The following is a 13,688-nucleotide window of genomic DNA, read 5'->3' as shown; positions in this document are numbered from 1 at the left end:
GGGACCGTCAGGCTAGGCGGTGCGGGACGCGGGCGTCGATCAGAAGCGAGGGATCCAGATTTCGGTCGCGCCATTTCAGGCGCCAGCACAGGTGCGGGCCGGTGGCGCGGCCGGTCATGCCGACCCGGCCCAGGGCGTCCCCGCGGCGGACGGTCTGGCCCGGGATCACGTCCTGCTGCGACTGGTGCAGATAGGCGCTGATCAGCCCCTGGCCGTGATCGATCAGGGTTAGACCGCCTTCGAAATGCATGTTCGGCCGGGCGAAGACCACGCGGCCGTCGGCCGGCGCCCGGATCACCGTCCCGGCCGGGGCGGCGAGGTCGATGCCGTAGTGGGGCCGGGCGGGCGTGCCGTTCAGGATCCGCTGGGCGCCCCATGCGCTGGAGATGCGATAGGTCTCGAGCGGCCAGACGAAGCCGTCGCGGAAATCGTCGGCGTCGGCGCGGCTGGCGAAGGCCTCGGTCTTGAGGGCGACCTCGCGCTGGATGCGGGCCAGAAGCGCGGGGTCGCTGGGCTCGACGGTCGCGGGCGGCAGGCCGTCGACGCGGGTGGAGGGAAAATCGTGGGGGGCGATGTCGAGGCGTCGACGGCTCGAGCGGCCGCCGAGCCGGGCCTCGATCTCGACGCTGGAGGCGGCGTCGCGGTCGAAGCCGAGGACGAAGAAACCGTCGGCCGAGGCGGTCGCCAGGGCCTCGCCGTCGACGAAGATCATGGCGCGGGGCGCGGTCCGCCCGAAGGCGTAGCCGCCCTGACGCCAGGCGCCGTTGAGCGCCAGATCGATCGCCCTGCCGCTCTGGCCCGGGCCTTCGGCGCTCCAGCCGCTGCGCGGCAGGGCCAGGGCCGCCCCGGCGCCCAGCAGCAGGGCGCGGCGCGCGGGGATCATGTCGCTGTCATCCGGGCGAGGAATTCGACCGGGCTGAAATAGGCCTCCTGCCGGGTCGGGCTCCAGTAACGCAGGGCCTCGAGCGGAATGGGCCTGTCCGTGACGGCGCAGCGGACGAACCGCCCCGGTTTCAGCACGGCGAATTCGCCGTCGCCATAGTGAAGTGAAGCCTGTGCCGAGGTTGTCGCGTCCATGGGGCCAGTTAACGATGATCGCCGCTTGAGGCCAAGGGGCGTTTCGGAAGAAACGCCTCAGGCCGTGGCCGGATTGGGGCCGGCTCGGTCGGTCTCGTGGTCGATCGCCGCCTGTCGGGCTTCGGGCGAACCGGCGGCCGGCGGCCGGGGCCTGCCGCCCATCCGGTCGGTGAACAGGAAGACGAAGGGATTCAGCGAGATCGACAGCAGTGCGGCGGCCAGGATCAGGTCGTGGGTCTCGCGGCTCATGGCCCCAAGGCTGACGCCCAGGGCGGCCAGGATGAAGGAGAATTCGCCGATCTGGGCCAGGGCGGCGGCCACGGTCAGGGCGGTCGGCCGGTCCAGTTTGAAGGCCTTGGTGATGACCAGGGCGGCGGCCGACTTGCCGATGATGATGATGCCCAGCACGCCCAGCACGGCCCAGGGCTGGCGCACCAGGATCATCGGGTCGAACAACATGCCGACCGAGACGAAGAACAGCACGGCGAAGGCGTCGCGCAGCGGCAGGGACCGTTCGGCGGCGTTGTGGCCCAGCGGCGAGGCGTTCATCACCAGCCCGGCCAAGAAGGCTCCCAGGGCGAAGGAGTGGAACAGATAATAGGCCAGCCAGGCGATGCCGAGGGCGATGGCCAGGACGCCCAGGGTGAAGAGCTCGCGCGACCGGGTGTGGGCGATGCGGACCAGCAGCCAGGGCACCAACTTCCCACCCAGGACCAGCATGGCGACGACGAACAGGACGACCTTCAGCAGGGTCCAGCCGACATTCAGGCCCAGGGCCGCCAGATCGGTCTGGGCGCCGGCGGGCAGGATGATCATCGGCAGCATGACCAGGGCGATGACGATGACCAGATCCTCGACGATCAGCCAGCCCACGGCGATGCGGCCGATCTCGCCCTTGACCTGTTTGCGCTCTTCGAGCGCGCGCAGCAGGACGACGGTGGAGGCGACCGACAGGGCGAAACCCATCAGCAGGGCCTCGGCGTCGCCCAGGTGAAGCACGAACCGGCCCAGGGCCCAGCCGAGGACCGTCGCGACGCCGATCTGGACCAGGGCGCCGGGGATGGCGACCTTGCGGACCTGCATCAGATCCTTGGGCGAGAAATGCAGCCCGACGCCGAACATCAGCAGGATGACGCCGATCTCGGCCAGCTGGGGCGCCAGTTCGGTGTCGGCGACGAAACCGGCCGTATAGGGGCCCACCGCGACGCCCGCGACCAGATAGCCGACCAGGGGGGACAGTTTCAGGCGATTGGCCAACATGCCGAACACGAAGGCGAGGACGAAGCCTCCGACCAGGGTGAGGATCAGGCTGTCGGCATGCGGCATCGAGGCTCCTGTCGCGGGCGAGGGTAGAGTTTTGGGATGTTTCTCAGGTGGGGCGTGTCGGCCGGTCTGACAAGATGACGCAGTGTCGCGTCGGGCATGAGTCTTCGCCTTCGCCGCTTTCGCAGCGAAGTTCGGGGAGGGCGTGGGACGCCGGGTCTGCACCCGGGGTTTGGAGTTTTAATTACCGTTTCGGCGCAGTCGTCGTCCCACGCGGTCGTTTTCCACACGCACTCCGGCTGGCGGCCCTCTTTTTAGAGCCTTGCCGGATCGGCGGGCCGCCTTGCGACGGCTTCGCCGGGGCGGACATGCCGACAAAGGTCGACAGCGGTCCGCTTTCCTAGGCGTGCGGCGAGCAGAGGACGGCATCCATCGCCGCCCCTAGGGACCCCGGCGGTCTCCTCCCCGCCGGCTTCATCGCTCGACCACAGCCCCGCCGCCGTCAGGGCGCTGGATCCGACGCCCTCCCCATCGGCGGGGATGAGCAGAGCATATGGGCGCCGGCGAGTAGGGCGGGGAAATAGGGGTAAAAATCTGGCAAACCGTTGGAATCGTTACGGCAGGACCAGCGTCATTGTGACAGTTGGCCGTTCGGGCCCCCTCCGTCTCGCCGGCTTCGCCGGCGATCCACCTCCCCCAAGGGGGGAGGATTTCTGTGCTCGCATTCCTCCCCCTTGGGGGAGGTGGCGCGGCGCAGAGCGCCGTGACGGAGGGGGCGCGGACCTAGAACCAGCCGCTGCGGCGCCAGCGGTCGTCGCCGCGGTAGCGGTCGTCGGGGATGTAGCGGCCGTCGCGGTCGTACCAGCCGTAGCCCTGCTGGTAGCGGTCGTAGCCGTCCAGGGCGTAGCCGTGGTCGTAATACTGGCCGTCCTCGGCTTCCCACCAGTCGCGGGGATAGGGGGTGTGCTGACATTCGTAATCACTGGCGCGGCTGGCCCAGGACGGGGCGTAGCGGTCGCGGTAGCGGTTTTCGAAGCGGGGGCGGCACAGGTCGCGCGACCAGACGCGGTTGTCGTGGGCCTGGATGCTGGCGCGGTCCTCGGCGTAGATGGCGTCGCGGACGCCGGCGAAACTGTTGCCCGTGACGACGGCCCGGCCCGAGGCGGCGGCGACCCCGACCTGGTCGACGCGGACGCGGTTCTGATCGAACAGGAGCTCGCCGTTATAGAGGACGGCGCCCTTGTCGCCCTTGCAGATCCGGCTGTTGGAGACCGAGACCGAGGCGCCCTCGACCGCCACCCCCTCGACATAGCCGCAGATCTTGGCGTTGCTGATGGCGACCTGACCATAGTCGCGGGCGGATCGGACGATGACGCCGATGGCGCGCGGGCCGAAATTGTTCGGCTGTTCCGACCCGATCAGGGTGACTGAGGTCAGGGTGGACGGGGCGCCCGATCCCGGCGTCAGATCGACGCCCGACTGGGCCCCGGTGATGGCCAGTTCGTACAGGGTGGCGGCGGCGCCGTCGGCGACGATGGCGGCCGACACCGTCCGGGCGTCGATGATGACGTCGCGCAGGTCCAGCAGGCCGCCGTCGGCGTAGATGGCGGCCTCGTCCCCGGCGTGGCGGAAGCCGACCCGGCTCATGACGATCTCGGCGTTGTAGCCGACCACGCAGGCGGCGTCGCCGCCGCGCGGCGAGGCGAAGACCAGGTCGCGGACCTCGACCCGGACGCCGGGGGCGACGGTCAGGCAGGGCAGGCCGTCCGGAGCCACGAGCGTCGGCGTCGCCGCGTCCCAGCGGCGCGGGTCGAAGCCGCTGTCGCCGATGATGGTCATCGGCTTGTCGATGTTCAGCCAGCCGACGCAGGCGCCGGCCCGGGCGCGGATGATCAAGGTGCCGCCGGGGCGGACACGCTGGACCGCGCTCTCGATCGCGCCGGAACCGGGATTGCCGCCGCAATCGACCAGGACGACTTCTTCCTGATGCGGGGGACGGGGCAGGGGGCGCCAGTCGGGGCCGCGATAACGGCCATAGTCATAGCGGCGATGGGCGCGGGGCCGGCTGCGGGTCGGCGGGTCCAGCAGGACGCCGAAGTTGGGCCGGGTCTGGGCCTCGACCTTGGCCGCGACCTGGGCCTGAACCGGGTCGGGCAGGGCCGCCAGGGTGGATAGGGCGAAGGCCGCAAGGAGCGAGACTTTCGCGAGCGAGCGGATGTTCATGCGACCAGACCCTCCCTGTTAACGGCGCTGTTGTTGGGCGCGGGACACCTGGGACAGCAGGGCCTGCAGGCGCGAGGCCGAGGGGCCGAAGCCCGACAGCGCGGATTCGATGCGGTAGGCGACGGCGTCGGCCTTGTCCTGATCCGCCACCCCGGCGACGCCGAGGGCGAAATAGGTGGACATGGCGAACTTGGCCTCGGGGCTGCCCTGGCGGGCCGCCTCGCTGAACCATTTGAACGATCGGGCGTAGTCGGCGGGCAGGCCGATCCCCTCGGCGTACATGACGGCCAGGACCAGCTGGGCCTCGGACGAGCCGTTGACGGCCGCCAGCTGAATGGCGCGGACCCGTTCGACCGGGGACAGCCGACTTTCGGTCGCATGGCCGATCATGGCCTCGAAGGCCTCGATCTGTTGCCGGGACAGCTGTTCGGGGGCGGTGGCCGTCTCCTGGGTCACGCCGAGATAGCGCAGGGCGCGGCCGACATGGACGAAGGGCAGTTCGCCCTGAAGCCGCGACAGGGCGTATTCATAGGCGTCGCCGCGCGGCCGGGATTCGTCCGAGAAGGGCACGCCCGACGCCGGGGCCTCCAGCGGGTAGAATTCGAACGGCGGGGTCCACTGGCGGGCCTTGGCCTCGACGAAGCCGGCGTACTGGGCGCGGCCGGGCGAGGAGCGTTCGAAGTCCTTCATCAGCACATAGGCGCCGACGTCCCCGGTCTGGACCGCCAGATAGTTGTAGAGGTAAGCATCGACGTCGTTGCGCTGGAACAGGTTGACCGCCGCCCAGTAGCCGCCGCGATTGCGCTTGGCGCCGATCGCCTGCCCCTCGGGGGCGCGGCCGATGGCCTCGAGGGCTTCGCGATTGTCCTCGGGCTCTCCGAACGGGCCGTAGAGGCCGTCGTGCAGCCGGGCCAGGGTGCGATAACCCTCGGCGTCCTGGGTCGACAGGATGTAGATGACCCGGTCGCGCACCGCCTCCTGCTCCTCGCGGCTCATCCGCGACAGCTGGCGGTCGAGCACCTGATAGGCGCGGTGGCGTTCGAAGGCGCGGCAGTCGTCGTATTTCGACAGGGGCCTCAGTCCGCCGCCGAAGGGGCCGGAGCGGCGTTCGACCCCGTTGACCGGGGCGTAGCCCTCGTCATTGGCCAGGGCCATGGCGTACCAGACCGAGCTTTCGATCGGGTCTTCGATATTCTTGTCCGTGGCGCGGGCGGCGCCATAGCGCGACCCCAGTTCCAGCTGGGCGAAGACGTCGCCCCGGAAGGCGGCGCGGCGCAGGTGGCGCAGGCCGGCCTCCTGGGCGTTGAACTCGGACCCCGTGACCGAGGCCGGGCGGGGGCAGGAGAGGGCGGCGTCGTTCTGGCCGCGACCCCAGAAGGCCGGGCGGCCGTCGCCGCAACTGGCCAGGACCAGGACTGCGATCAGCAGAACCGGAACGGCCAGGGCGCCGCCCGCCAGCGCCGTGCGACGCCGCTGGAGCCGGGACGGATCGCGATCGCCGTTGTCGTAATCCCCCATGGGTTCCTGCCGCTCCTGATCCCTGTCTCAAGCCACGACACAGGACGGGGCGCACCGGCTCCGGCAGGTCGAACATTTCAACATGGTTAACGATGTTTTGCGACAAAGCGGCGCCGCAGCAAGCCCCAAATTTCCGTGTTCCGAACCTTGTTGTGCGATTTCTGATATTTAGAATTTCGTGGTCGACGGCGGACCCTCGCGCCGGGGACCGCCTCGGCCTATATCGGCTTCCGAATCGAAGGAGCCGCCCATGTCCTACATCGCCCGCGACGACCGCCCCGCCGACAAGGCGGACCGTTACGCCGAGGTCGAGGCCGAGGTGCTGGCCGTGCTGGAGGGGGAGCCCAATCTGACGGCGCGGATGGCGACGGTCGCCTCGATGCTGGCCGACGCCTTCGACCATTTCTTCTGGACGGGCTTCTACGTGGTGGCGCCGGACAAGGCGGATGAACTGGTGGTCGGGCCCTATCAGGGGACGCTGGGATGCCTGCGGATCGCCTTCGGGCGCGGGGTGTGCGGGACGGCGGCGGCGACGCGTCAGACCCAGATCGTCGAGGACGTCCACGCCTTCCCCGGCCATATCGCCTGCGACAGCCGCTCGGCCAGCGAGATCGTCGTGCCGGTGCTGGACGCCAAGGGCGATCTGATCGCCGTGTTCGACGTGGACGCGACGACGCCGGCCGCCTTCGACGCCGTGGACCAGGCGGGGCTGGAGCGGCTGATGGCCAGGGTCTTCGCCGCCGGCTGAGCTGAAGAACAAGAGGGGGAAGGGATGGAGGACGAGATGACGCAACGGGTGATGGTGATCACCGGCGGGCACGGGGTGCTGGGCCGGGCCGTGCTGGAGGCCGCGCGGGCGGCGGGGCTGGCGGTCGCCGTCATCGACCACGCCGAGGGCCATCCGGTCCCGGCCGGGGTGCTGGAGATCGGCGGGGTGGACCTGACCGATCCGGCCCAGGCCGAGGGGGCCGTGGCCTCGGTCATCAGCCGGTTCGGGCGGCTGGACGTGCTGGCCAATATCGCCGGGGGCTTCGTCTGGCAGACGACGGACGACGCGGCGCCGGCCTGGGACCGGATGCAGGCGCTGAACCTGACCACGGCCCTGAACGCCAGCCGCGCGGCCCTGCCGTATCTGAAGGCGGCGAGCGACGGGCGGATCGTCAATGTCGGCTCGGCCGCGGCGCTGAAGCCCGGCGCGGGCATGGGGGCCTATGGGGCGGCCAAGCTGGGCGTCCACGCCCTGACCCAGGCCCTGGCGGAGGAGCTGAAGACGACGGCGGTCACGGTCAACGCCGTCCTGCCCTCGATCATCGACACCCCGGCCAACCGCAAGGACATGCCGGACGCCGATCCGGCGGCCTGGGTGGCGCCGGCCGATCTGGCGGCGGTGATCCTGTTCCTGGCCTCGCCCGAGAGCCGGGCCATGACCGGCGCCCTGGTGCCGGTGACCGGGCGGGTCTGATGCGGGGCGAGCTGGTCCGCAGCGTGCTTTATCTGCCGGCGTCGAACGCGCGGGCGGTGGAGAAGGCGCGGACGCTGGACTGCGATGTGGCCATTCTGGACCTGGAGGACGCGGTGGCGCCCGAGGCCAAGGCCGAGGCGCGGGCGGCGGCGGTGGCGGCGGTTCGCGCCGGAGGTTTTGGGCCGAGGCTGGGGGTGCGGATCAACGCGCTGGACACCGACTGGGGCGAAGACGATCTGGACGCCCTGGCGGATGCGGGCGCCGGCCTGATCGTCGCGCCCAAGGTGGAGACGGTGGAGACGGTTCACGCCATCTCGGCCCGCGCGCCGGGGGCGGCGTTGTGGGCCATGATCGAGACGCCGCGTGGGCTGATCGCGCTGAACGATATTGCAGCCGCGGGCGGGCGGCTGGACGGGCTGATGCTGGGGGTCAACGACCTGGCCAAGGCGCTGGGGACCGGGGCGTCGCCGGATCGTGAGCCGTTCAAGCCGTGGCTGGCGGCTCTGGTCGTCGCGGCGCGGACGCACGGACTGCTGGCCATCGACGGGGTGTTCAACCGGATCGAGGATGCGGACGGACTGGCGGCCGAGGCGGTGCAGGGGCGGCTGTACGGGTTCGACGGCAAGAGCCTGATCCATCCGTCGCAGATCGCGGCCGCCAACGCCGCCTTCTCGCCGTCCGAGGCGGAGGTCGCCCGGGCGCGCGACATTGTCGGGGCCTTCGCCGCGCCGGAGGCCGAGGGACGCGGCGCGATCCGGGTCGGGGGCGCCATGGTCGAACGCCTGCACCTGGACCAGGCCGAAGCCCTGCTGGCGCGACACGCCGAGGCGACGAACCGCCGGTAAAGCGCCGATCCGGCGTTTCCTATTGCGCCCGGACGCTGTAGGAAGCCCGCCCTTCGAGGAGCCGGGTCATGACCACGCCACAGCCGCTGACGATCGGCATAGATTTCGGCACGACCAATTCCGTCGTCGCCCTGGCCGATCCGAAGACGGGCGCCGTCCTGGTGCAGTTCGCGATCGAGGGCGGCGAGACCGCCACCTTCCGCTCGGCCCTCAGCTTCCAGTTCCACGCCGCCGAGGGCGAGGGGCGGCCGGAACGGATCGTCGAGGCCGGCCCCTGGGCCATCGAGGCCTATGTCGAGGATCCGCACGACACCCGGTTCATCCAGTCGTTCAAGACCTTCGCCGCCAGCGCCGCCTTCACCGAGACCCGCATCCACGATCGTCGCTATACGTTCGAGGATCTGCTGTCCGCCTTCCTGCTGAAGCTGCGCCACCATGCGGGGGCGGCCATGGCCGACCTGCCGCCGCGCGTCATCGTCGGCCGGCCCGTCACCTTCGCCGGCGGGCGGCCGGACGAGGCCCTGGCCCTGGAGCGTTATGAGACGGCGTTCAAGCGGCTGGGGTTCGAGGACGTCCGCTACGCCTATGAGCCGGTCGGCGCCGCCTTCTATTTCGCGCGGACCCTGAAACAGGATGCGACGGTGCTGGTCGCCGACTTCGGCGGGGGCACCAGCGACTTTTCCATCATCCGCTTCGAACACACGCCCGACGGGCTGAAGTCCACGCCCCTGGCCCGGTCGGGCGTCGGGGTGGCGGGCGACGCCTTCGACTATCGGATCATCGACAATCTGGTGTCGCCGGAACTGGGCAAGGGCAGTTTCTACACCAGCCTGGGCAAGACCCTGCCGGCGCCCCAGCGCTATTATTCCGCCTTCGCCCGCTGGGACCAGCTGGCCCTGCTGCGGGCCTCGCGCGACATGCGCGACATCCGGGGCCTGGCCTCGACCTCGCTGGAGCCCGAGAAGATCGAGCGGCTGATCGAGGTGCTGGACGACAACCACGGCCACGCCCTGTACCGCGCCGTCTCGACCCTGAAACAGGACCTGTCGCGCGCCGAGACGGCCCAGTTCTCGTTTGTCGCCGGCGGGGTGCGGATCGAGGCCCCGGTCGCCCGCGCCCAGTTCGAGGCCTGGATCGCGCCGGAGCTGACCGCCATCGAGACCGCCCTGGACGAGGCGCTCCACGCCTCGGGCCTGCCGCTGGAGGGGATCGACCGGGTCTTCCTGACCGGCGGCACCTCCCTGACCCCGGCCGTGCGCGCCCTGTTCCACCGTCGCTTCGGCGCATCGCGGATCGAGACCGGCGGCGAGTTCGAATCCATCGCCGCCGGCCTGGCCCTGATCGGGCTCCAGCCCGACGTGGAGCGCTGGACCGAGGGCTGAGCCGCCGCCGCGGTGCGGGAACATCGGCGGCGCGCGGGTCTTATTTCCTGAAACCCAGGAGATAGACCATGACCGACCGCAACCGCGAGCAACAGGCCGAGGACGCCCTGCCCCAGGGCGTCGCCCGGGGCCGATCGCTGAACACCCCGCCCGAGGAGCTGCGGCTGCGCGCCGGCGGAATAGGGCCGGGCGGCCAGGTCGGGCCGGACCCCATGACGCAGCGGCTGCAGGAAGGCCCGTCGTCCAGCCGCCAGCCCGAAGGCGACCTGCCCCAGGGCCCCCTCAGCGCCGATCCCCGCACGCCGGTCCCGACCACCGCGAAGGACGAGGACGTCGACGACCTGGACCAGAGCTGAGGTCGAGCGGGGCGGGGAGGGGGCTTCACCTCAAGCGGAACCCTTGCCGCCGCCCTGCGGTTTGAGCTGAAAGGGGGGCGGACGGTTGGGCTGACGTCGGGTGCGAGCGCTGGCGGAGCTCCACGCTGGGTCTCGCCATGGGGGTGGACAGCCGGCGGAAGGGGGATTTCCCGGCAGCCCTCAAACCTCTGTCGACCCGTCCGCGCGAGATTTAATCAGGGGGTCGGGAATAATCGCCGTGCGTCGGCTGTCTATTGCAGGTCCAGCCCACAGAAGGAGTTGACCTGTGATAACCCGCGCCATCATCGCAACCGTACTCGCGCTGTCCGTATCCACCGCCGCGCTGGCCGCTGATCCGGCCAGAACGGGGGAAACCGCAAAAGGTCCCGCGCTCACGAACGCGCAGGGTATGACCCTCTACACGTTCGATAAGGACAGCGACGGCAAATCGGTCTGCAATGGACCCTGCGCCGCAAACTGGCCGCCCTTCGCCGCCGATGCGGATGCGCAAGCGAGCGGAAGCTATACCGTCGTCATCCGGGACGACGGCTCCCGTCAATGGGCCTACCAGGGCCGCCCCCTCTACACCTGGACCAAGGACGCCAAGCCGGGCGACATCACCGGCGACGGCGTCCTCAACGGCGCTTGGCGCATCGCGCAGCCCTAGGCGCTCTAGGCTGCGGACGCGAGACGAGCAGCTGGCGTGACGGCTGTCCGGACACGATCGCGCCGTCGAGGTCGCCGGGCCGTTCGGGATCCGGCGACTATCGGCAGCGGCCGGGGCTCGTTCGGAGCCGCACGGACCTGGCCTCGCAATGGCTCAGCTGACCTTCGCAAGCGACTTTGCCCTCCGAATGAGCCCTGTTCGCCGAAAGCGGACTTTCTCGATGTCCCTTAGAGTCAGGGGCGGACAGCCAACCGGTGCATGGGCCGATGACTCCAGTCGCTGAGCCGCTCTTAACCGATTTTGACCCACCTCTAAGTGGTCTCGACAGAGTGTCGGGACCATTTAAGCGTGGCTCAATCGCTGCCTGAAAACCGTGCGATTTTTCCCGCCACCACTTAGCTGACCACTTAACGGCGCCTCAGTCGCCTCCTGCACCTTTGCACGAGGTTAGGGCGGGTTAGCGCCAAAACCGGTCCTCAAGCGACAGTGAGCAAGCGGACCTTCCCATGCCGGTGCGGATTACGGGTGGTCCTCGGCGAGGATCGCCTTGAGGATGGCTTCGGATCGTCGTTGTCCGTAACCGCGACCATAGGCGCTCGAGGTGACCGCGATCACCAGATTCCGCTCCGGAATGACATAGATCTTGTTCCCGCCGTTTCCCGACGCGAAGCGGACCGCGACCGTCCCGTCGCCGATCCGGTAGGTCTTGGCGTACCAGAAATAGCCATAGGCGTCGGCATAGGGGTCGTCGGCCTCCGGCGGGATCGGGACGCGGGGTTCGAGCATGGCGGCGAGGCCCGCCTCGCTGACGATACGTTGCCCCTGGTAGAGGCCTCCCGCCCTCACGACCTCGCCAATCCGGGCGAAGTCCCGCGCGTTCAGCCAGAGGTTTCCCTGCCCTTTCGTATGGCCGCCCCGATCCGCGTCCCATCGCCAGGCATCGATATCCAGGGGCGTGAAGAGCGCCTCCTCGGCGAAACGGGACAGGGATTGACCCACAGCCTTCTCGATGACCAGGCCGGCGACATATGCGGTCAGGGAGTTGTAGCGATACAGGGTTCCCGGCGCGTTCGCTCTCGGCACCGCGAGCGTGAAGGCCAGCGGATCGGCGGCCTCATCAAGAAAAACCTCGTCGCCGGGCGAGGGTGTGTCCCCGTCGAAAGCGGCCAGACCCGACCGCATCGTCAGCACTTCACTGAGCCGCACATCGCCGATGGCGCTGCCCGTCGCTTCGGGCCAGTAGGTCTGAACCGGGTCCGACAGGGCTGAGATCAGGCCGCGGTCCACGGCGATCGTCGCGAGCAGGGCCGTGACGCTCTTGCCCGCGGACCTGACGTCATGAAGCGTCTCGCTGGTCTCCCCGTTGAAGTAACGTTCGGCCACGACCTGGCCGTCGCGCATCACGACGACCGCATTCAGGTCCGGGTTTCCGTCGTGGTCCCAACGGGCGAGGACAGCGTCCAAGACGTCCTCAGAGGCGCTGGCCGGGCCCGGAGTGGCTGCGCAGGCGAGGAGGCTGAATGTCATCACTAAAGCAAGGGCGAGGCGCATGGTTCGATCCTGTTCGATCTGTTCTTCAGGGATCCTGGCTTGACTGGAGACATTTGTCCTGGACCGGTGCCTGCTGGCAATCTTCCGAAAGCGGACGTCGCAAACAGCCGGGTTGAGTCAGGGGCGGACAGCCAGCCGGTCGATGGGCCGTTGGATCCGGTCGTCGAGCCACTCTTAAGTGGTTTTGAGCCACTCTTAAGTGGTTCGACAAAAAAGGTGGTAGGCCCGGAGGGACTCGAACCCCCAACCAGACCGTTATGAGCGGTCGGCTCTAACCATTGAGCTACAGGCCCCCAGGACGCGACGGGACCGGCGGTCCCTGGCGCGCGGCGCGGCGGGAGGAACCGCCTAGCAGGGGTTGGCGCGGCTTGCCAAGGGGCGCGGGGTCGTCGGACGGTTTTCGGTGAATTCATCAAGATGAACGGAAACCGACGGGGAGGCGCGGACGTTGGTTCAGGTGTAAAAGGCCAAGGTTGCGGCCATGGATCGACGAACCCGTCGGTCGGGATCGTTCTACGGAGACTTCTGCATGAAACGCGCGTTCAAAACCCTGATGCTGGGCGGGGCCCTGACGGCCGCCGTCGCCCTGGGCGCGGCCGCGCCGACGATGGCCCAGACCCTGCAGCCGGGCGCGATCCAGATGATGCAGCCGGCCCCGTCGCTGAACCTGTCGGCCTATGGCGAGGTCAAGGCCGCGCCGGACATGGCCACCATCAGCTTCGGCGTCCAGACCGAGGCGGCGACGGCCCAGGAGGCCATGCGCGACAATGCGACCCGGATGACCCAGGTCATGGCCGCCCTGCGCCGCGCCGGGATCGCCGAACGCGACGTCCAGACCTCGGGTCTGAACCTGTCGGCGCAATATGACTATGTACAGAACGAACCGCCCAAGCTGCGCGGTTATCAGGCCGTGAACCGGGTGACGGTGATCATCAACGACCTGAGCAAGGTCGGGACCACCGCCGACGCCGTGGTCGCCGCCGGGGTCAACCAGATCGACGGCATCAGCTTCGGCCTGAAGGATCCGAGCGCGGCCGAGGATGGCGCGCGTCAGCTGGCGGTGCGGGCCCTGCAGGCCAAGGCGCAGCTGTACGCCCAGTCGCTGAACGTCCAGCTGGCCGGCATCCGCAACCTGAGCGAAGGCGGCGGCTATTCGCCCGCGCCGCAGCCGCAGTTCGCCGTCCGCGCCATGGCGATGCGTGAGGACGCCAGCACCCCGGTCGCCGCCGGCGAACTGACGGTGCGTATCGACATCACCGGGATCTACGACATCGCCCGCTGATCGGCGGCGATCCAATTGGAAAGGCCCGCCGTCGCCGGCGGGCCTTTCTGTTCGCCTAGACG

At 69.3% G+C, this 13,688-nt stretch carries 13 protein-coding genes and 1 tRNA gene; 7 read left to right on the top strand and 7 right to left on the bottom strand.

Translation table 11 applies throughout. The features are described from left to right. Positions 1 to 7 precede the first annotated feature (7 nt). From ACVPT3_RS12380 to ACVPT3_RS12360, 5 genes are all read right to left on the bottom strand, one after another. On the bottom strand, positions 8 to 883 hold the full coding sequence (locus ACVPT3_RS12380) for a M23 family metallopeptidase (RefSeq protein WP_492041182.1): 876 nt from the start codon (positions 881 to 883) through the stop codon (positions 8 to 10). After that, positions 880 to 1,077 carry a DUF2093 domain-containing protein gene (locus ACVPT3_RS12375; RefSeq protein WP_492041181.1) on the bottom strand — a complete coding sequence of 66 codons (198 nt, stop codon included), beginning with the start codon at positions 1,075 to 1,077 and terminating at the stop codon, positions 880 to 882. The genes ACVPT3_RS12380 and ACVPT3_RS12375 overlap by 4 nt, the downstream gene beginning before the upstream one ends. A 57-nt stretch (positions 1,078 to 1,134) precedes the next feature. Then, a complete protein-coding gene (locus tag ACVPT3_RS12370; protein WP_492041180.1) occupies positions 1,135 to 2,403 on the bottom strand; it encodes a cation:proton antiporter domain-containing protein in 1,269 nt (422 codons plus the stop codon). Positions 2,404 to 3,123: 720 nt separating this feature from the next. Continuing rightward, positions 3,124 to 4,563, bottom strand: coding sequence for a right-handed parallel beta-helix repeat-containing protein (locus ACVPT3_RS12365; protein WP_492041179.1), 1,440 nt, complete (start codon positions 4,561 to 4,563; stop codon positions 3,124 to 3,126). Positions 4,564 to 4,581: 18 nt separating this feature from the next. After that, complete coding sequence (locus ACVPT3_RS12360; protein WP_492041178.1) at positions 4,582 to 6,081, bottom strand: tetratricopeptide repeat protein; 1,500 nt, start codon at positions 6,079 to 6,081, stop codon at positions 4,582 to 4,584. Between the two features lie 250 nt (positions 6,082 to 6,331). Between ACVPT3_RS12360 and ACVPT3_RS12355 the strand changes: the two genes are divergently transcribed. The 6 genes from ACVPT3_RS12355 (at position 6,332) to ACVPT3_RS12330 (ending at position 10,793) form a co-directional block, all read left to right on the top strand. Then, positions 6,332 to 6,829 (top strand): GAF domain-containing protein, encoded by a 498-nt coding sequence (locus tag ACVPT3_RS12355; protein ID WP_492041177.1) that lies wholly within the window; start codon positions 6,332 to 6,334, stop codon positions 6,827 to 6,829. 36 nt (positions 6,830 to 6,865) lie between these two features. Continuing rightward, a complete protein-coding gene (locus ACVPT3_RS12350; protein WP_492041176.1) occupies positions 6,866 to 7,543 on the top strand; it encodes an SDR family NAD(P)-dependent oxidoreductase in 678 nt (225 codons plus the stop codon). Next, complete coding sequence (locus ACVPT3_RS12345; RefSeq protein WP_492041175.1) at positions 7,543 to 8,388, top strand: HpcH/HpaI aldolase/citrate lyase family protein; 846 nt, start codon at positions 7,543 to 7,545, stop codon at positions 8,386 to 8,388. The genes ACVPT3_RS12350 and ACVPT3_RS12345 overlap by 1 nt, the downstream gene beginning before the upstream one ends. A 68-nt stretch (positions 8,389 to 8,456) precedes the next feature. Further along, positions 8,457 to 9,770 carry an Hsp70 family protein gene (locus ACVPT3_RS12340; RefSeq protein WP_492041174.1) on the top strand — a complete coding sequence of 438 codons (1,314 nt, stop codon included), beginning with the start codon at positions 8,457 to 8,459 and terminating at the stop codon, positions 9,768 to 9,770. A gap of 68 nt (positions 9,771 to 9,838) precedes the next feature. After that, entirely contained in the window at positions 9,839 to 10,126 is a 288-nt protein-coding gene (locus ACVPT3_RS12335; RefSeq protein ID WP_492041173.1) for a hypothetical protein, read from the top strand. A gap of 286 nt (positions 10,127 to 10,412) precedes the next feature. Further along, entirely contained in the window at positions 10,413 to 10,793 is a 381-nt protein-coding gene (locus tag ACVPT3_RS12330) for a COG4315 family predicted lipoprotein (RefSeq protein ID WP_231492527.1), read from the top strand. A 519-nt stretch (positions 10,794 to 11,312) separates the two neighbouring features. On the opposite strand, the gene ACVPT3_RS12325 is transcribed toward ACVPT3_RS12330, so the two are convergent. Both ACVPT3_RS12325 and ACVPT3_RS12320 read right to left on the bottom strand, forming a co-directional pair. Beyond that, positions 11,313 to 12,344, bottom strand: coding sequence for a serine hydrolase domain-containing protein (locus tag ACVPT3_RS12325; RefSeq protein ID WP_492041172.1), 1,032 nt, complete (start codon positions 12,342 to 12,344; stop codon positions 11,313 to 11,315). Positions 12,345 to 12,561: 217 nt separating this feature from the next. Next, a tRNA-Ile gene (locus tag ACVPT3_RS12320) sits at positions 12,562 to 12,637 on the bottom strand. Positions 12,638 to 12,873: 236 nt separating this feature from the next. Between ACVPT3_RS12320 and ACVPT3_RS12315 the strand changes: the two genes are divergently transcribed. Beyond that, a complete protein-coding gene (locus ACVPT3_RS12315; protein WP_492041171.1) occupies positions 12,874 to 13,626 on the top strand; it encodes an SIMPL domain-containing protein in 753 nt (250 codons plus the stop codon). Positions 13,627 to 13,688: the final 62 nt, after the last annotated feature.

This window comes from Brevundimonas sp. FV1ps31S (genome assembly GCF_058681265.1).
The sequence above is the reverse complement of the archived record's forward strand: the minus strand, read 5'-3'. Positions and strand labels throughout refer to the sequence as shown.